Origin of the sequence: Flammeovirga pacifica (assembly GCF_000807855.2) — a bacterium.
Classification (GTDB): domain Bacteria; phylum Bacteroidota; class Bacteroidia; order Cytophagales; family Flammeovirgaceae; genus Flammeovirga; species Flammeovirga pacifica.
Genome location: NZ_JRYR02000002.1, coordinates 1,489,936 through 1,510,145, shown reverse-complemented (window position 1 = coordinate 1,510,145; position 20,210 = coordinate 1,489,936). Strand labels below are relative to the sequence as shown.

The following is a 20,210-nucleotide window of genomic DNA, read 5'->3' as shown; positions in this document are numbered from 1 at the left end:
AACAACTTTTACATCTATATAAATCTTTAAATAATAAACTACTTACATATGAAGCTACTCAATGTACTTCTATTCTTTCTATTCACCACTTCTTTGTTTGCTCAGAAAAATGTCGTACAAATTATAGTCGACGATTTGGGTTGGACAGATTTAGGGTGTTATGGAAGCGATTATTACGAAACTCCATCGATAGATGCTTTGGCAGATAAGTCGATTAAATTTACGAATTCTTATGCTTCTTGTAATGTATGTTCACCGACGAGAGCAAGCATAGTGACAGGAAAATATCCGGCCTCTTTAAACCTAACCGATTGGATTGAAGGTTGGAAATATCCAAAAGCAAAATTTTTACCACCGGAATGGACCATGTATTTGGATCCTAGCATTCCAACGATTGGACAAATTTTTAAGGAAAATGGATACAAAACGGCTCATTTTGGAAAATGGCACTTAGGGGAAGCTGAAAAATACTGGCCGGAAAATCATGGATTTGACGAGAACCATGGTGGATGGAGAAAAGGGGCTCCCAACAAAAATAAAAAAGCAGGAAGTAACGGCTACTTTGCACCATATGGTAATCCTAGATTGGAAGACGGACCTGAAGGAGAATACCTTACAGAACGTTTAGCATCGGATGTTTGTCAGTTTCTCGAAGTGAATAAAGACACGACTTTCTTTGTGAACTTGTGGTTTTACAATGTGCATACTCCACTTCAGGCAAAACAAGAAAAAGTCGATCGTTATCAACAAAAGGAAAAAGGGGAACATCATAATAATGCTACTTATGCGGCAATGGTGGAACATGTAGATGATGCGGCAGGAGTTGTCTTGGCAAAATTGGATGAACTTGGATTGATGGAAAATACCATCATCATTTTTAGTTCTGATAATGGTGGTTTGCATGGAAAGAAAAAGCGACCAGTGACATCAAATTATCCTTTGAGAGGCGGAAAAGGAATGATCTATGAAGGAGGGATACGTATTCCTACAATGATTTACCACCCACAACATAGTGCACGAATCGAATCAACATCGATTTCAAGTATTGATTATTTGCCTACTTTGGTGGATTTAGCGGATTTGAATGTCAATAAAAAAATTAAGAAAGGTTGGGATGGAGTTTCTCTTGCAAATTTGATCACAAAAAAAGAAGAAGTCGATCGATCTTTGTTCTGGCATTACCCTCACTATCATCAGCAAGGTGCCGTACCTCATACAGCTATCCTCGATGGAGATTGGAAGCTGATTCATAATATCGAATTGGATAAGTATGCGCTTTACAATGTGAAGGAAGATATCTCAGAGAAAAATAATTGTATCGATTCTCATCAAGGAGTTTATAAAAAGCTATTGAAAAAAATGGAGGCATGGAAAAAGAAAGTTAACGCACAAATGCCTGTTCATAATTCTAACTATCAACCAACTAAATAAAATAATGAAACAACTAATTCTATATGTATTGCTAAGTGTAACATTCACTATGACATCGCTTTTAGCACAATCAGAATCTTACGAAAAGATCACTAAGAAAGAGAAAGAGGGGATTGAAAAGAGTCTGGATAAGATGAGTGAGGTGTTGGGATTAAGTCCAAAACAAGTGAGGCAAATGAGGGAAATTCGTTTATCGCTTTTAAAGGATCAGAAGGTGAATATTTATTTTTATGGAAAAGGGTGCGAACAATGTAAAAAGCGATATGATCAGTTTTTTAAGGAGAGAAGTGAGATTCTAACTTCTACGCAGATCATTGATTGGAAGGCACTCCAAAATGCGAATAAGGAGATTCGAAAATATAAGCAGCACATTAAAATTACAAAACAACAACATTTTGAGTTACAGAAAACATTATCTGAACTATTCAAGACGTTGGGATATGCTGCTCAAGATACTACACTCACCTTAGAACAAGATGCTGCAATTAAAAAGAATGCTTATCAGAGATTCTGGGCAGATAAGAAAGAGATTTTGAGTAAACACCAAAGTAAAGCACTTAGGGAACAATGGGAGGAAAGTAAAATAAACAAAACGGATCAACAATCAAGAGATCGCAGGTATTTGTATATCAACTCTTTTGAAAGTGAGCCAATATTGTTAGAGGCTTATACCGAAGAATAAAGATTATCCTAGTAAAACAAGTATAATGATGATAAGAAAAACATTATTGATGTGTGTACTACTTTCTATTTTTTGTGGTTGTGTTACAACTACAAAAAGTAATGATGAAACACCATCAGAGAAGAAGAAATACAAAGGCAATTTAGAATTAGTGATTGCTGACGTAAAGCAAATGCAGATCCATAATAAATTGAAGGATTCTACTCAGGTAGATCATCTTTTGGATGGATTTGAGAAAATGAAAGTAGATGGCGTTCGTATTACCATTTTCGGCGACGGCGTTAATCCCAATCCAGAACTTTTTGATTACCTCTACAAAGAATCGAGAAAAAGAGGCTTTAAGATTTTTGCCAACCCTGCTTTGTGGGAAGGCGCAAGACGTATCGTGAATAAAATCAATAAAGGAAAGGATACAGGTAAAGAGGTATTGGGCGATATGGAAGCGACTCAGGTATTAGTCGATAGAATAATTGCTTTTTCTAAGGAATATCCTGCAGAATGGATTTGTCCGTTTAACGAAGACGGCCACCCTGGTAAATATTGGACTGGAGAACAAATGAGTGAGACGTACAAACGTATTTACGGTAAATTAGGGAATGCTAATTTGGTGGGGCCTTGTACTTGGGGTGTTGGTTCTGGTACTAAGATTTTAAATAAGACAGATATCAAACAGTATATTTCTATAGCTACTACGCATAACTTAGGTTTTGAACATAAGAAATGGGAGAAGTTCATCGCTTCAGCAGATGGAATGAAAGTGTGGGATTCGGAAACCAATATGAATAAAAAGTACGATGATCGAGCAATACGTATTGAAGCGGCTATAGACGCAGGAGTAAACGGCTTGGTACTTTATGATTGTTGGAAAGGAGTGGATCTTACCAATGGGAATTTAAATGCTGAAGGGGAAAGATGGGTGAGTAAATACTTGGTAGAAGAACAGTCGTTTTAATTTGGCTGTTTGATGATAATGAGAGGAGAAAGGAGGGAATAATATCTACTTTCTCCTTTTTTATAAATACCAAGTGAGGAACATCAAATAATGACTAAATAAAGCGAACAAATGAAACGAACATTCTACATATTACTTATTGCATTAGGACTCCTTGGGGGTTCATGCATCAATCATAAAACATCATTACAAAAACCTAACATCGTATTTGTATTTGCTGATGATCAGCGGGAAGGAACGATCAATCATTTAGGGAATAATGAAGTCATTACCCCTAATTTGGATCGTTTAGCAGAGGAGGGAATGAGCTTTTCTAATACCTATATTATGGGATCGTTTTCGGGGGCTGTTTGTCAGCCAAGTCGAGCGATGTTGCTTACGGGAAAAAAGCTAAACAACCTTACAAAATCTGGTGCAATTTTGCCGGAGCAGGACACCCTTTTAGGAGAAACGTTACAATCGGCGGGTTACAATTGTTTTGGTATAGGAAAATACCATAATGATCCAGCTTCTTATGTTCGTGGTTTTAACGAGGGACAAGACGTGTATTTTGGTGGTATGTTCGACCAATGGAATGTTCCTTTACATAGTCGAGAAGGAGCGAAAAATTTCAAGAAGTTTGCCCGACCCGTATTAAAGAATTATCGTAAATCGAATAAACTATCTCATGAGCAAGGGGAATACGTTTATGGAGGTAAACACAGTGCTGATATTTTTACGGAAGGCACTATTGAGTACATCAAAAACTACGATTCGGAGAAACCGTTTTTTGTCTATACTTCGTTTATGACACCTCACGATCCGCGATCGACCCACCAACGTTATTTCGATATGTATGATACGGTCAATATCAGTTTACCTGATAACTTTTTACCGGAACATCCTTTCAATAATGGTGAATTAAGAATTAGAGACGAAAAGACAGCAGGTTTTCCTAGAAGGGCTTCAGAGATTAAAGAGCATATCCGTGATTATTATGCCTTAATTACACATAATGATGAAAAACTGGGACAGATTGTACAAGCCTTAAAAGAGAAAGGAGTATATGATAATACCATCATTATTTATTCTGGAGATAACGGCTTAGCCATAGGGCAACATGGTCTTATGGGTAAACAAAACTTGTACGAACACAGTACCAACGTACCTTTGATTATTTCAGGAGGCAACATCAAAAAGAATGTGCGAACGAAAGCAATGGTTTATTTAACAGATTTGTATCCAACGATATGTGAGATAGTCGGCATCAATATTCCTCATTCGGTAGAAGGAATCAGTTTTCAATCTGTTTTAGAGAATAAGGAAAAAGAACATCGACCTTATATTTTCACCTCTTATCGTAGCTCTCAAAGGGCCATACGAAATCAAGAATATAAACTGATTAAATACCATGTTAAAGGAGAACCCAAAAGAGAACAACTTTTTGATATGCAGAATGATCCTTACGAGACAAATAACCTATATGGAAATCAGGAATATGCAAAGGTATATAATGAATTAAATACTGCATTCTACAAAGCGTTAATAGAATTTGAAGACAATATTTGGGACAAAGAAAACAATTAAATCATGAAACATTTTATACTGTTACTAATGGGATTACTTGTGGTAGAGATCACTTTAGCACAAGAGAAAATCGTATATAAAAGTATCGATTCTTTGGATCTTCATATGGAGGTTTATCGACCAGAAAATATGAAAAAGGGAAAAAGTTATCCTGCCATGGTCTTTTATTTTGGAGGTGGATGGAATACAGGGTCAACAAATCAGTTTATCCCACAGGCAACACATTATGCCGAAAAAGGAATCATCTGTTTTTTGGTAGATTATAGGGTGGCCAAAAGAAATAATACAACACCTTTTCAAGCTTTAAGTGATGCGAAATCAGCCATACGATTCATCAGAAAAAATGCGGATAATTTACAAGTCGATCCCACAAAAATTATTGCTTCTGGGGGATCAGCTGGTGGACATTTAGCTGCAGCAACAGCTACAATTGAAGGGTATAATAATGTTACTGACGATCTATCCTTCAGTTGTCGACCAAACGCTTTAGTTCTATTTAATCCTGTAATTGATAACGGACCTGGAGGTTATGGTTTTGGAAGAATAGGAATGGCTTATAAAAGTTTTTCGCCTCTTCATAACATTGTTGCAGGAGCTCCTCCAACTATTATTCTGATTGGAGATAAAGACCACTTGATACCTGTAAATACAGTGAAATACTACCAGCATACCATGAAAAAAGTAAAAAGTAGATGTGATCTTAAAATATATGAAGGAGGAAAGCATGGATTCTTTAACCCCAATAAAAAGAATATGACTTTCTATAATAGTACCATAAAAGACAGTGATGAATTTTTACAATCATTGGGGTATTTTGATCATGTGAAATAAGATATTAAACTAACAAACATTAAAACCGATAGAGTATGAATAGAAGACAATTTTTAGAACTCGCTTCTATGGCGGGTGCAGCAACATTTTTAATGCCTTCTTGTATGAGCAATAATGGGGGTAAGCAACAGTCCCCAATGCCTAATTTTTTGAAAGGATATGAAGATCTTTATAAAAAAGATCCTCGTCAGGCAGCCATTAAATGTTTTGAAGAATCGAAATATGGTATGTTTATTCATTATGGATTGTACTCTCTTTTAGGGAGACATGAATGGGTGCAAATCAAAGAGAAAATACATGTAGCGGAGTATGCTAAATTAATGGACCGTTTTACTGCCGATAAATTTGATGCTGATTTCATTACCGACTTGGCATTAGAGGCAGAGATGAAATATATCAATATAACCACAAGACATCACGACAGTTTTTGTCTTTGGGATACGAAATATACCGATTTTAAAAGTACTAACTCGCCTGCAAAAAGAGACTTAATTGCTGAATTGTATGAGCAATGTAATCAAAAAGGTTTAGCCTTACATTTGTATTATTCTCATGGAAGAGATTGGCGACATCCTCATGCTCCGAACAACGATAAATGGGGCGGTCATGCACGACCTGAATTTGAGGTGAAAGAGCCATTTTACAAATACGAAGAGGAACACGATCTCAATATATATGTGGAATTTTTATATAATCAAGTCGCTGAATTGATTGATATGTTTCCTAATATTGCATCCATTTGGTTGGATGGTCATGGAGTACCAAAATCGGGCGATCATACACAGTTCAAATGTCAGGAACTCTATGATATGATTCATCAGAAACAGCCACATCTATTAGTGTCTTATAAGCAAGGATTGTTAGGTACTGAAGACTTTTTAGCGCCAGAAAGAAAGTACAAAAGTAACGGGAAACCAGAAAAACCATTGGAAATTTGTGATCATCTTCAACGAAAAGGCTGGGGATATTTGGCTTCTGAAGATGGAAAACACAAATCGAAAAAAGAGGTGATTAAGATGCTGAAAAAAGCCAATTCTTATCCTGCCAATTTATTACTAAACACGGGTCCTTATGGCTCTGGAGAAATGCATTCTGAAGATGTGAAGGTGTTAAGAGAAGTTGGGGAAAAGATTAGGAGTAAAGGGTGGAATGCTGTTTTGGGAGTGGAGACAGTTTGATGTTTATAAAAAACGAATTGAAATTAAAATTGAGGGGGAGTTTTATAACCCCTCATATTATAGTCAATTACTCTTCTACATGTCTTCGTGATCGGTGTATCAATTATTGTTGATCCTAAAAAATCGATATATAATTTTCAAGCTCGATATCAAAATACTATTGAGATATCGAGCTTGAAATTCTAAATAAAATCCTGTAAATCCCTTAATCCTGATTAATCCTGGCTCAAGACTTCCACAGCCTTTCTCAACTGCTGATCTACCCCTTCAACCACGACATCCTTATCCTGTGCGATTTTATATTCAGGTTCAACTTGTTGATTTTCTAAGTAGTTGCCATTCATATCTTGTACACCCACTTGAGGAATACCAAAAACAAGAGATCCATCTTGTAGTTGTTCCCACCAAACAGCAGTCATAGTACCAGGTACAGGCATACCGATAAGCGGACCAATTTTTAAAGTTTGATATGTGTAAGGGAAAGCGTGAGCATCAGAATAGTTCCCCTCAGAACATAAAACAGCAGAAGGTTTTGACCATTTATTGATTGGCTCACTACCAAATTTTTGACCTCTAGGAGCAAAAGTACAGTAGACCTTACCGCTTAAGAAAGTGGCCAAGTCATCGTGTAACCAACCGCCCCCGTTAAAACGAGTATCTACAATTAAAGCTTCTTTTTTATAGTTTTTACCCAAAGCTTCAGAATAGACTGTACGGAAACTAGAACTGTTCATTCCTCTTACGTGAACGTAACCAATTTTACCACCAGAAGCTTCCTCTGTTTCTTTCTCTCTTTGTTTGATCCAACGATCATACAATAAATTACTTTCAGTCCCTTTACTGATAGGCTTTACAACCACCAATTTTTTACTGCCATTATCATCTAATTCAAGGCGAGTAGGTTTTCCTGTTTTATGATTCAAGAAACGGAAATAATCCTGACCAGCAACAATTTTTTGACCATCAATAGAAGTAATAGTCATACCTGCTTTGATCTCTTCCTCGATCTGATTTAAAGGAGATCCTTCCATAATTTCTACAATCTTAAGGCCATCACCAGAATATTGAGTATCATAGAAAGCACCTAAAGTAGCCGTAGCATCAGCGTTTTTGTTGCTTGCATAGAAACGACATCCAGTATGAGATCCGTTTAGTTCACCTAGCATCTCGCTCAACATTTCTGAGTAATCGTAATTATTAGAAATGTAAGGAAGGAATTTAGCATATTCATTTTTATAGAATACCCAATCTACTCCATGAAGTTTAGGGTCATAGAATTTTTTATCTACCTGACGCCAAACATGCTCGAACATATACGCTCGTTCTGCCTGATGATCTAGATAGTATTCAGCACTGTAAGAGATATTCTTTCTAGCATCAGAGGCCACATCTATTTTAGCAAACTGACCACCAGTCTCAAAGAAAATATGCTCGCTATCTTTATCAAATTGAAGGTTGCCACCTCCGCCTTTTAATTTCAAGACAAGCTTTGTTTCGTTCTTACGGATGTCTTTTTTCCAAAGGTCATAACCACCTTCAAAACTACTCATATAGTAGAGTTGATCACCCTTTTTTGTTAGAATGAAATCAGATAGGAAAGACGAGTTGATGGTTAACCTCAATAAACGATCTTGAATACCATCGAAATCTATTTTAATGCTTTCATCTTCCTCCTCTTCTTCAGAAGATTTCTTTCCTTTTTTCTTCTTTTTTGATTTATCAGCTTCTTCTTTTGCTTCCTTTTCTTTCTTCTCTTTTTCTTCTTTCGCCTCTTGCATCAATTCATATTCTTCTTTTGATAATTGAAATTCATCAAAAGCATCTTTTGTTAAGAAGATACCGAATACATCTGCTTCAGCGCCCCAGCTACCATGTGATCTATATCCATAACGATCGTTGGCAAAAACAATGGCTTTACCTTCCATTACAAAACGAGGATTATAGCTATTGTAACCACTTTGAGAGAGATTGATTATTTCACCTTCCCCATCTGCTTGTGCTAAACCAATATCAGTAGAAGTCCACAGATTGGGAGAATATTGAACAGCTAAGTATTTACCATCAGGCGACCAATCAAAGGCTTGATCTCCATCTGAGTATGAATAATTAAAAGTACCAGCTAGAATCACTTTAGAAGCTTTTGTTTCCAAATCGATCACTTTCAAAGTAGTTCTTTCTTCTAAGTAAGCAATCGCATCGCCTTTAGGCGACCATTTAGGCTGAAACTCCTCTACTGCTTCAGCAGTGACAATCTCTTCTTGGATATCAGTTGCATTGATAAAATACATTTCCTCCTCATTGCCTAATTTTGCTTGATAAATGTTCCAACTTCCATCTCGTTCACCCGCATATACTAAAGAACGGCCATCAGGAGAGAAGGAAACCGAACGTTCTTGCTCCGCTGTATTCGTAATTTGTACTGTAGTATTATAGTCTGTTGAGGTCACAAAAACATCACCTCTTAAAATAAATGCTACTTCTTTACCATTCGGAGATACTGAAATGCCATGACCACCACTAGACTTTTTCTCGAAAGTGATGTTATTGATTTTATGATCAGTATTGATTTGAATTTCCACTTTTTGAGATTGTTCTCCTTCTTTTAAAGTGTAAATTTCTCCGTCATATCCAAAACAAAATAAATCATTTGATGCAGCCGATAAGAATCTAACCGGGTGATTTTTAAGTTGAGTAATTTGCTTTTTGTTAGTACCATCGGCATTCATTGTCCAAATATTTAGGGTACCATCTACCTCACTTGTATAAGCTACTTTGCTATAATTATTGTAGTATACAGGAGTTCTATCTTCTCCTTTAAAATCGGAGATTTGTGTATGCTTTTTAGTATTGACATCGTACACCCATAAATCGCGTGTAACTGCACTTGTATGATGCTTTCTCCAAGGATCTTCGTATCCTTTTTTATCTTGATACAAAATCTTAGACATATCACCATTGTACTGTGCATGTTCTGCAGTGATAGTCAAAACTTGTACAGGGCGATCACCACCCACCGTCACGCTATACAATTCTCCTAAACGACCGTAAGGAAATTGAGCACTTTTTACATCATCCAAGATCTGAGCAGTGTACAATACATGCTGTCCATCAGGTGTAAAAGACGAAGGGATTTCTGAAGTAGAATTATAGGTTAATCGCTGAGGATGTCCACCATCAATAGTAGTTAAGAAGACATCAAAATTACCGTTTCTATCAGATGCAAAAGCGATGTGCTTACTGTCAGGAGCCCAAACCGGAGAAAATTCATAAGCCACATGTGATGTAATTGCTTTAGCTTCTCCGCCAGCAGTAGGTACAACATAGACATCACCTTGATAAGCAAAGGCAATATGTTGACCATCAGGAGATATAGATGGATAACGTAACCATAATGGATTTTGAGCTAATGTCGTAAGAGAGAGTATTAGTCCTCCTAAAAGACAAAGGAAGTTTTTCATAAATTTATGTAATATGTTCTTAGTATTTGACGTTTAAAAAGTCAATTTTAGTATAGTATGATTGAATAAGTTTCAAATTGATTGATTATTTACTTAAATCAAAATAGGAGAAGGATTCATCATTTCGATAACTTCTTAATAAGTGATAATGCGCTGCGATTTTTATAAATATCACCTGCTTTTGATAGTTAATTCTCAACAAAACATTTAAATAATAAGCAACTTCAAAATATGCTAAAATAATTGCAGGTAGCCTCTTCTATGTTCTACAATTTAGATGACATCAAGTATTACTATCTTCTTTATAGAAAGTGGGGTGTTATATAGGTGTATTTTTAAGGATTTCCTTTATTTTAGGAGTTCAATCACTATCCTATTTTAAACCATATATATACCAATTAAACAATGCATAGAATTGCCAACCATAAAGAGATTATCCAAAAGATCTATCAAGAAATTATTGAAGGCGATAATTTGGGTGCACCGGCAGGGTACATTCCTAATTTAGCCAAAGTAGATCCTAATCATTTTGGAGTGTATTTTATGTCCACTCAAGAGGATAATTTTGGAATTGGTGATTGGGAAAAGAAGTTCTCTATTCAAAGTATTTCAAAAGTACTGTCATTAAGTTTAGCCTATCAGATTTTAGGAGATAGTATTTGGTCGAGAGTAGGAGTGGAACCGTCAGGTAGTGCTTTTAATTCTTTAGTAAGATTAGAAACAGATAACGGAATACCAAGGAATCCTTTTTTAAACGGTGGAGCGATTGTTATTTGCGATTTGTTATTTTCTCAATTAGATAACCCATTAGAAGATTTTATTCAATTTGTTCGTGAGGTGAGTGGATGTGAGGAGATCAATTATTCTGAGGAAGTCGCAAAATCTGAAGCATCTGTAGGATATAGAAATATAGCACTTTGTAATTTTATTAAATCATTTGGGAATATTGATAACGATCCCAACGATGTGCTACATTTTTACTTTCATATCTGTTCTATTGAAATGAATTGTTATCAATTAACGAAAGCATTTGAGTTTTTGATGGACGGTAGGTTTAAAACCAAAAAAGGAAGCAGTGTACTGAACCTTAGCCAAGCTAAGAGGATCAATGCTATTATGCAAACATGTGGTTTTTATGATGAATCAGGTGAATTTTCTTTTAAGGTGGGTTTACCTGGGAAATCAGGAGTGGGTGGCGGTATTGTAGCGGTACACCCAGAAAAATATTGTATTTGTGTTTGGAGCCCCAATCTAAATAAAAATGGTAACTCATACAGAGGAATGAAATTCTTAGAGCGATTTACTACGGAAACAGAGTTGTCTATTTTTTAATAAGTATTGGGTGATAAGCTTCATAGGAAAGTAAGGGAGTTGGAGCAATTGAACTTAATACTTATCCAATTGATTACTTGAAATGGATTGTAACGAATTTGTCTACTCAATTGATGAATTTACACCACCTTTTCTCCTGTAAGTAACATAGAATTGTAGTATACAAACTATACAATACAATGAAATATTACTTATACCTATTATTATCGATATCATTTGCTTGCAAAAGCACATTCAATTCTAATGAAAAAGAAGAGAAGTCGGTGACATATTATATCAATTCCATCAATGGTAATGATAACGCTGACGGAACAACCCAAAAGAGTGCTTTTAAATCTTTTGCAAAATTACAGCAAATGAATCTTCATTCAGGAGATACGATCAAATTATTTAGTAACCAAGAGTATTCAGAATCTTTGATCTTAAAAAACATAGGAGAGAAGTTCTCAAAACCTTTAGTCGTCACAACCACCTCCAAAGACAAAGCGATGATCAACGCTAAAGGGTTTGCCAATGGAATTCTTCTTGAAAATGTATCAAATGTTAAAGTAGAAAATATACATATTACAGCTAATGGAGGTGCAATAACAGCAGCCGAAAAGATGAGGTGTGGGGTGTTATATACTACTTCTGAACCGGGAAATTATCAAAACGTTCAGTTAGAGAATCTTTTGATAGAAGATATTTTTTATCATGAAGGTGGGTTTACAAGAGGTAAAAAAGAAGTAAAAACAGCTAATGGAACTCAAGCCTATGGATGGGGTATTCGTGTGTTATTAGAAGAGAAAACGTCTACGCTTCATCAATTGGAAATTAAAGATATAGAGGTAAAAAATGTGGCACATACTGGTATTAAGTTAACAGGCGGAGGGAAACACAGTATTCTAGATTTTAAAATTGAAGGATGCAAAGTGACTTACACAGGAGGACCAGGTATTCAAATGTCAAAGGTAAAGGATGGCCATGTATTTAATAATAAGGTAGATCATTCTGGTAGTGATAATGACAGTAGAAAATGGGGTAGAGGCAGTGGTCTTTGGACTTGGGGATCTGATAAGGTTCTGATAGAGAAAAATAGGTTTACCAATGCAAATGGACCTGGAGATTCAGCTGGAGCACATATAGATTATAATTGTAACAATATTGTATTGCAATATAATTTCAGTAAAAACAACGCCGGAGGGTTTCTAGAAATTTTAGGAAATAACTACAATTGTAGCTATCGCTATAATATAAGTGTGAATGATGGTTTTAGAAATAAAGGACAGAATGGTGCTTTTCAAGAAGGTAAAGTTTTTTGGTTGTCTGGTTATCAAGGAAAAAAGGAAAGAAAAGGACCTTTTAATAGCTACATATACAACAATACGATCTATGTGAAAAAAGGGATAACATCTAAAATTGCTGTAGATAACGTAGCCAACGGTATTTTGGTAATGAACAACATTTTTCATTTTGAAGAGGAGGCTATATTAGTATTGGGCGATCAATATACACCCGATAAAGGGGGAGATGGAAGAATAGATGATGTGCTATTTAAGAACAATATTTTCTATCAGAAGAGTAATTGGCCTTCTGAAGTATTGATTCAACCCAAAGCCTCTTTTATTGTAGATGTTGATTTTAAAGATAAGAATAGTGATCATATTGCTGATTTCACTCCTAAAAATATTCAAGCGATAAAGAATAAAGGAATTCCTATTCCAAGGATAGAGAGTGATAGTATTGGAATTGTTTATGGTTTAAAAATAGAAAAAGACATTCAAGGAAATAAAGTATCCAATAGACCTAGTATTGGAGCTATTGAGGTGTACTAATAATTGAGATGGAATCTGATTAAGGTGGTAAATCAGCCTTGAAAGGATACGTGGTTTTATCTAAGAAGAGTGTAGCTATTTACATGAATAAAGTTGGATTGTAGAACTGTTGCAGATCGTATTTTCTAATCACCTGAAAAGAAGGTAGAATACCCAATAACCTAAAGCTGTTTTAGAACATAGAGAACGATTCATTTAGAAGTAAATATAATAGGGGAGAAAAAGCTTTCTATCCTTATAAACCTATGAGAAAGTACTAAAAATGCAGAAACCCTACTTTTTAAAAGTGGGGGTTTTGCGTTAATTAAAGAGAGGTAAATACAATAATCACTTAGTTTAAGAGAAAAATTTCTATTCGTCCCCCTTTTCTAAATACCTTTGAAGTATACGAAGAGCAATACAATAAAAAGGAAACTTATTGATAGGATGATAGGTGATAAATATGTAGAAGTAAAATGGGGTGAAAATGCCAATGGAACACAAATTTTCAGAAGTAATTTTACCGAAGTTGCATACGACAACAAATTGAAATTTAAATCAATTTGCAAGTACCCATTATCTATCAAAAATTGTAATAACTAGATGGATTTAGATTAATGAGTTTTATTTCACAGCATCATTTCATACATTGTTATTAGATGTCGTGAATTTAAATCTCACCAATTTTTTAAACTATTCTTCTTTCCATCGAGTAGAAACTTTTTAATGATTTGAACGAAGATATAGTTCAATTATCAGAAGATTTAAACTGTCCAAAATATGAAAGTATTACTTAACTACATAAAAGCATTCTTGCTGCTACTATCATTTTTATTTCATTCACAACAAGGATTTGCGAATGATGGTGATGCCATCTTTGAACATTATACCACTCGTAAGGGGTTATCTCAGAACGATATCAATTGCTTATTTCAAGATAGTCAAGGGTTATTATGGGTAGGGACAAACGATGGTTTTAGTAGCTTTGATGGCTATACATTTAAAGATTATCGGATGGATACACATGATGTTCCCTCTAATTTGATTAATAAAATAATTGAAGACGATTATGGTAATTTATGGTTGGGAACTGCAGATGCCGGTTTATGTAGGTTCAATTTAAAAACAGAAAAGTTTACTTCTTTTGGAAACACAACAGAAACGCCAAAATTATTTACAAAGAATAATGTGGCAAGAATGACTTTAGATAAGAATGGTAATCTTTGGTTTGGGAATACAAAAGGATTAAACCTCGTAAAAAAGGAATATTTAAATCAGCCTAAAATTAAAGTAAATAAGTACCGACATAATCAACATAATGAGGAGAGTTTACACGCTAATTTAATTCGAGATATTTTAGTAGATAGCCAAGGAAGAGTATTGATAGCTACTAGAATGGGTCTTCAAGAATATAAATTTCCAAAGGGACAAGACGATTATGGTTCTTTTAAAGATTGGAATACTTACCTCAATAAAAAGAGAGAAATTGTATCTATTGCCAGAGGTGATAACTCTCTAATTATCGCTTTTTTTGATGGAATTTTCGAACTCGAAAAAGAATCAGATAGTGAAAAATATTCACTTAGAAAGTTATCAAATTTAAGATGTGATGTGATTCTTAGGGATAGGCACGGCATAATTTGGGCAGGGTCAAAACATGGTCTTTATCGATTAAAATATGATCCACTTAAAAAAGAATTAGTAGAGATAGAACACTTTAATAGAGATGAATACTTGAACTCTAACATTGTGCAAACCATTTATGAAGATCAAACTGGAATTATTTGGGTAGGAACAATCGGCGGAGGAATAAAAAAATACAACCCTAGACGAAAAAAGTTTAAACACATTAAAAGAGAAGATAATCAAGGAAGTTTATCATACAATAAAGTAAGATCAATTTATGAGGACACATTGTCTAGATTATGGATTGGTACAGAAGGTGGAGGATTAAATTACTTGCCCTCTAATTCTATAGATTACACAAAAGGCTTTAAAAATATCAATCTAGAAGTAGATAAGCGAAGTCAAAATGCAGTGTATGATATTAATGAATTCATGAACAGTTTAATATTAGGTGTTGGTTACCCTCTTAAAGTTTTAGGAACACCTATTCAGGAGGCAACGACTTTGGGACAGAGACTTAAACAAAGTGCTATATCTCCCCCTTTCCTTACTAATTCTGTTTTTACAATAGAAGTTGAAGGAGATTCTATTATTTGGTTAGGTTCATATGCAGGTGGATTAATTCGTGGGTTGGTAAACAAAAAGGGTGGTATTGATTGGAGCAGAATTAATATCTCACGTCAAGAAGTATATAAAGATCCCATTGAAGTTGTAAGAAGTATTCTAGTGGATAGGAAAGGCAATGTATGGGCAGGAACTAACCAAGGTTTGATTTTCATATCAAAGTCTCAAAAACAAAAAAATAATCCACAGTGTAAACTGTTTTCATCCATTAAAAGTGATGAAAACTCATTAAGTTATAATTATATACTACCTATTTTCGAAGCATCAAATGGAGAAATTTGGATTGGAACAATGGGAGGTGGTTTAAACATAATTATGCCTCAAGAAGATTTAAATACGCTGAAATTTGAACACCTGTCTAGCGTAAATGGTCTTCCAAGTAATGTGATTAAAGCTATTTTAGAAGATGATTTTGGTAATTTATGGGTATCAAGTAATAAAGGGTTAAGTAAAATCTCCTTAGAAAATAGACGAGTGAAAAACTTTGATATGAGTGATGGTCTTCAAGACAATGAATTTGGAGAATTGACAGCTTGTAAGCGAAAAAATGGAGAGTTACTTTTTGGTGGTGTGAACGGCTTAAATGTCTTTTACCCTCATGAAATTGTAGATGATAAAACGATTGCTGATTTAGTTTTTACAGAACTAAAAGTCTTGAATAAAGTAGTGAATACTCAGGAAGAATTTGAATCGAATCAGATACTTGATAATTCGATACGCTATACCAACCACATAAAGTTAAATTCAAGTCAAAATAGTTTCGCTGTAAAGTTTGCCTATTTACATTATGCATCACCTAACAAGAACAAATACTTGTATAAGTTGGAAGGTTATGATAAAGATTGGGTTACATCGGATGCGATGCAAAGAGAAGCAAAGTATACCAACTTATCAGCCGGCACTTATAAACTAATGGTGAAGGCATCTAACGGAGATCATATTTGGAATCCAAAACCTATTGAATTATCCATCGAAATATTACCACCAATGTGGTTAACTTGGTGGGCAAAATTGATTTATGTAGTTGTGTTTATTGGCATTGTATATTTCTTTTCAATTTACACAGTGATTAATGCTAGAAAGAAGTCTCAATTAGAGATGGTGAAATTTGAACATGAGAAATTAGAAGATTTGAGTCAGTTGAAACTACAATTCTTTACGAATATTTCTCATGAATTGAGAACGCCTCTAACATTGATCAATACCCCTGTAGAACAATTGATTAAAAAAGGAAAAAGTCTTTCGGAATACGATAGAGAAAAGTCATATCAACTGATTCATAAAAACATCCAACATTTGATGCGTCTTGTGAATCAATTATTAGATTTTAGAAAGGTAGAACAAGGTAAAATGTCACTGCATCTTACCAGAGGAAATTGGAGTACCTTTGCCGAACAGGTGTATTTTTCTTTCAAAGAGTTTGCTGAACAAACCAACATCACTCTAAATTATAATGTGAGTAATGATAAAATTTTTGGTTTGTTGGATACTGATAAGGTAGAAAAAATACTCTATAATTTATTATCCAATGCATTTAAATTTACCAATGAAGGTGAGGTAAATATGTCTGTAACCAGAGAAAATGATTTTGTGAAAATCACTTTAGAAGATACAGGAATTGGGATTCCAAAAGAGCAATTGAAATACTTATTTGATCGATTCTATCAAGTTGAGAAATTGAAAAATGCTCAGAAAAGAGGTACAGGAATTGGTTTAGCTTTTACAAAGAGTTTGGTTGATTTACACCATGGTGAAATTAAGGTCGATAGTAAATTGAATAAAGGTACAATTTTCACATTACTTTTCCCTTTAAACGATATGATGTATAGTCATGATCATATTGAAGAATCTGCCAAGGAAGCTGATATTACAATTTTGGAAGATGATGAACTCATGGAGACATCTACTAAACCAAAAATATTAGTTATAGATGATAACTTCTCTATCAGAGAGATGATGAAGGATTTATTAAAAGATACCTATGATGTGTTTTTAGCAGATAATGGTAAAAAAGGATTAGACCTAGCAAAAAAGATAATGCCAAATCTCATCATTTCCGACATCATGATGCCTGAAATGGATGGTTACGAATTGACCCAAAGAGTGAGAGAGGATAATCATATTTGTCATCTACCAATTATCTTACTAACCGCAAAAAAATCGGAAGAAAGTAAACTGAAAGGCTATGAATACGGAGTGGATGCCTATGTTACAAAACCATTTAATTCGGAGGTGCTGTTAGCCAGAATTCTTACTCTGATAGAAAATAGAAAGAATCAGCAAAATCGCTTTAGAGTAGATATAGATATTCAGCCAAGTGAAATTACATTTACATCTTTAGATGAGAAATTCTTGAACCGTTTAGTAAAAATAGTAGAGGACAATATCTCTGATTCAGAATTTACAGTGGAGAAATTGGCGATGGAGTATGGTGTAACAACCTTAAGGTTAAATCAAAAACTAAAAGCGTTAACCGGCCAAACTGCTAAAGGATTTATCCGAAACATACGATTAAAACGAGCCGCTCAATTACTTAAAATCGGAAGATTTAATGTGAGTGATATTACGTATGAGGTGGGTTTTAATGATCTTAAATACTTCAGAAATTGTTTCAAGAAAGAATTTGGATTGTTGCCATCCCAATATGCCAAAGAGAAGCGAAAAGAGGAAGCAGAAGAAGTAAAGTAATTGTAGAAAAGAAGAGGTTGTTTCATGATATTGATGAAACAACCTCTTCTTTTCTATTAATCAATAAATTCGATATAAGTATAAAACACCCCATAAGACTCATCACCTTCAATAAAGTCATTGACTAACAAAGTCTTCCCTTTTTCTAATTTCACTTTAAATTCTACAGCTTCCTTATCCGGAACTACCACTTTTTCTAGCATTTGATTACCTATGCTCACTCTTACTTTTTCAGGTTGAATTTGTTTATAATGGAAAAGGCCTTTCGGGTTTTCTGAAGGTATACCATGCATTGGCCCTGCACATTCTTTAGGCCATCTTCTACACGATATTAAATATTCGCCATCGGTTTGAATATCTAAGGCATGGGTATTGTTTTTATTCTTCATTCCTTCAGCGACTTGTTCACATTTCCAGATGCCTTTATCTTCTCCAATTGCGTGTTGTATTGTGAATTTTACTTCTTTTTGAGGAGTGTTCCCTATTACAGTAGAGGGAAGCTCACGAAAAGTGGAATAGTTGGTTGATTGATGATAGAAGGCTTCATTTTCTAGTAAAAGTGTATTGACTAACGCTTGATTGTTGGACGCCACATTGTTTGTTTGTTGCGGATCCTTTGCCATATTATACAATTGATTTCCATCGATAAGACGCCATTCGTTTTTAAGTATACATGTTCCTTTATCTTGGAATGGAGGGCGCCAGTCTTGACGGTGATGAATAAAGATGCTTCGATCATTTATTTCTTCATTTTTTGTAAGCACAGCTGATAAATCAATACCATCAAATGATTGATTTTTAGGTAGATCAATACCACATAAATATGCTAAAGTAGGAATTAAATCTACATGAGCAGAAAGTGTACTCAAGTCTTTGCCTCCTTTTATACCTCCATCAAGCCATTGTATAAAAAAAGGCACTCTATGTCCCCCTTCTAATTGATCACCTTTTATACCCTTTAGGTCATAATTATATCCCAACTTTCCATCTCTTGAATAACCAAAACGAGTACCATTATCACTCATGTAAATCAGTATGGTATTTTTATCTAATCCTTTCTTTTTGAGGAATTTTCTAAACTTACCAAAGTTCTCATCAATGTTTGCAATCATGCCATAAAGGTTGGCATCGATAATTTCCGTGTTTTCGTACTTTTTATAGGGAGCAGCATATTTTTCGTCTACAATTAAAGGGTCGTGAGGAGCATTAAGAGGAAGGTAAATAAAGAAAGGTTGATCATTTTCTTTTTGACTGATGAACTTCATGGCTTCAGAAAACCACACATCGGTACAATAACCTTTAAATTGTTGAGGTTGATTGTTGACATAATAGACATCATCGAAATAACTATTGCCCCAATAATCAGATAACTCCCCAATACCGCCAGCCAAGTGTTGAACTACATGATCAAAACCACTATCTGATGGGCGAACTGGGAAATTATCACCTAAATGCCATTTACCAAAAAGGGCAGTGGAATAACCTGCCGATTTAAAGATGTCAGCCATAGTTATTTGTCCTTTTGATAAGGCATCTCTTCCTTTGTAGGTGGCCCAAGCACCGTTTCTTATAGGATATTGCCCCGTCATTATTGCCGCTCTTGTAGGTGTACAAAGTGGACTCACATGGAAGTCTGTTAACCGAACAGATTGCTCATAAAATGTATCGATGTTTGGGGTTTTTAACCATGGATTACCATGACAACCTAAATCTCCAATTCCCTGATCGTCTGTTAAGATTAAAATAACATTGGGCGGTTGTTTCTCTTGTCCAAATGTAAAAGTGGAGAAGAAAATAATCAAGCATGTTAGTAGGATTGAAGTTCTATAATTCATCATTTCTTTTATGTAGTTTTTTATCATCGTTTCAACACGTCAATATGATATAAAAATTGAAGTTAATTAGCTGAAATCCGAATTTTCAAACTGATAAAAACTCAACAACTATAATTCATAGGCGGCAAAAATTAGGTTTGACGGGGGGTAGATTTTAATCTAACAGTTTTGAAGAAGTTTTAACAGATAAATAGCGGTAATTTCGAGTAATCAA

At 34.7% G+C, this 20,210-nt stretch carries 11 protein-coding genes; 9 read left to right on the top strand and 2 right to left on the bottom strand.

The window, feature by feature from the left end; all coding sequences use genetic code 11:
• The first annotated feature begins 48 nt into the window (after positions 1-48).
• From NH26_RS24310 to NH26_RS24285, 6 genes are all read left to right on the top strand, one after another.
• On the top strand, positions 49-1,431 hold the full coding sequence (locus NH26_RS24310; protein WP_044217314.1) for a sulfatase: 1,383 nt from the start codon (positions 49-51) through the stop codon (positions 1,429-1,431).
• Positions 1,432-1,435: 4 nt separating this feature from the next.
• On the top strand, positions 1,436-2,113 hold the full coding sequence (locus tag NH26_RS24305; protein WP_044217312.1) for a hypothetical protein: 678 nt from the start codon (positions 1,436-1,438) through the stop codon (positions 2,111-2,113).
• A gap of 28 nt (positions 2,114-2,141) precedes the next feature.
• Entirely contained in the window at positions 2,142-3,065 is a 924-nt protein-coding gene (locus NH26_RS24300; RefSeq protein ID WP_139263295.1) for a hypothetical protein, read from the top strand.
• Between the two features lie 111 nt (positions 3,066-3,176).
• A complete protein-coding gene (locus tag NH26_RS24295; protein WP_052431714.1) occupies positions 3,177-4,631 on the top strand; it encodes a sulfatase-like hydrolase/transferase in 1,455 nt (484 codons plus the stop codon).
• A gap of 3 nt (positions 4,632-4,634) precedes the next feature.
• Positions 4,635-5,462 (top strand): alpha/beta hydrolase, encoded by an 828-nt coding sequence (locus tag NH26_RS24290; protein ID WP_044217309.1) that lies wholly within the window; start codon positions 4,635-4,637, stop codon positions 5,460-5,462.
• A gap of 35 nt (positions 5,463-5,497) precedes the next feature.
• Positions 5,498-6,640, top strand: a complete 1,143-nt coding sequence (locus NH26_RS24285) for an alpha-L-fucosidase (protein ID WP_044217307.1) — start codon at positions 5,498-5,500, stop codon at positions 6,638-6,640.
• A gap of 215 nt (positions 6,641-6,855) precedes the next feature.
• On the opposite strand, the gene NH26_RS24280 is transcribed toward NH26_RS24285, so the two are convergent.
• Positions 6,856-10,098, bottom strand: a complete 3,243-nt coding sequence (locus NH26_RS24280; RefSeq protein WP_044217304.1) for a S41 family peptidase — start codon at positions 10,096-10,098, stop codon at positions 6,856-6,858.
• A 405-nt stretch (positions 10,099-10,503) separates the two neighbouring features.
• On the opposite strand from NH26_RS24280, the gene NH26_RS24275 reads away from it, so the two are divergent.
• The 3 genes from NH26_RS24275 (at position 10,504) to NH26_RS24265 (ending at position 18,161) form a co-directional block, all read left to right on the top strand.
• On the top strand, positions 10,504-11,430 hold the full coding sequence (locus tag NH26_RS24275) for a glutaminase (RefSeq protein WP_044217302.1): 927 nt from the start codon (positions 10,504-10,506) through the stop codon (positions 11,428-11,430).
• A 179-nt stretch (positions 11,431-11,609) separates the two neighbouring features.
• Complete coding sequence (locus NH26_RS24270; protein ID WP_052431713.1) at positions 11,610-13,244, top strand: right-handed parallel beta-helix repeat-containing protein; 1,635 nt, start codon at positions 11,610-11,612, stop codon at positions 13,242-13,244.
• Between the two features lie 759 nt (positions 13,245-14,003).
• Positions 14,004-18,161, top strand: coding sequence for a two-component regulator propeller domain-containing protein (locus NH26_RS24265; protein WP_052431712.1), 4,158 nt, complete (start codon positions 14,004-14,006; stop codon positions 18,159-18,161).
• Positions 18,162-18,217: 56 nt separating this feature from the next.
• On the opposite strand, the gene NH26_RS24260 is transcribed toward NH26_RS24265, so the two are convergent.
• On the bottom strand, positions 18,218-20,023 hold the full coding sequence (locus NH26_RS24260) for an arylsulfatase (RefSeq protein WP_242427370.1): 1,806 nt from the start codon (positions 20,021-20,023) through the stop codon (positions 18,218-18,220).
• Positions 20,024-20,210: the final 187 nt, after the last annotated feature.

Excerpts from the sequence above, each read along its gene's own strand:
- NH26_RS24275 (WP_044217302.1), top strand. The coding sequence starts at position 10,504 with ATGCATAGAATTGCCAACCATAAAGAGATTATCCAAAAGATCTATCAA.
- NH26_RS24270 (WP_052431713.1), top strand. The coding sequence starts at position 11,610 with ATGAAATATTACTTATACCTATTATTATCGATATCATTTGCTTGCAAA.
- NH26_RS24280 (WP_044217304.1), bottom strand. The coding sequence starts at position 10,098 with ATGAAAAACTTCCTTTGTCTTTTAGGAGGACTAATACTCTCTCTTACG.
- NH26_RS24295 (WP_052431714.1), top strand. The coding sequence starts at position 3,177 with ATGAAACGAACATTCTACATATTACTTATTGCATTAGGACTCCTTGGG.
- NH26_RS24305 (WP_044217312.1), top strand. The coding sequence starts at position 1,436 with ATGAAACAACTAATTCTATATGTATTGCTAAGTGTAACATTCACTATG.
- NH26_RS24300 (WP_139263295.1), top strand. The coding sequence starts at position 2,142 with ATGATAAGAAAAACATTATTGATGTGTGTACTACTTTCTATTTTTTGT.
- NH26_RS24310 (WP_044217314.1), top strand. The coding sequence starts at position 49 with ATGAAGCTACTCAATGTACTTCTATTCTTTCTATTCACCACTTCTTTG.
- NH26_RS24265 (WP_052431712.1), top strand. The coding sequence starts at position 14,004 with ATGAAAGTATTACTTAACTACATAAAAGCATTCTTGCTGCTACTATCA.
- NH26_RS24260 (WP_242427370.1), bottom strand. The coding sequence starts at position 20,023 with ATGATAAAAAACTACATAAAAGAAATGATGAATTATAGAACTTCAATC.
- NH26_RS24290 (WP_044217309.1), top strand. The coding sequence starts at position 4,635 with ATGAAACATTTTATACTGTTACTAATGGGATTACTTGTGGTAGAGATC.
- NH26_RS24285 (WP_044217307.1), top strand. The coding sequence starts at position 5,498 with ATGAATAGAAGACAATTTTTAGAACTCGCTTCTATGGCGGGTGCAGCA.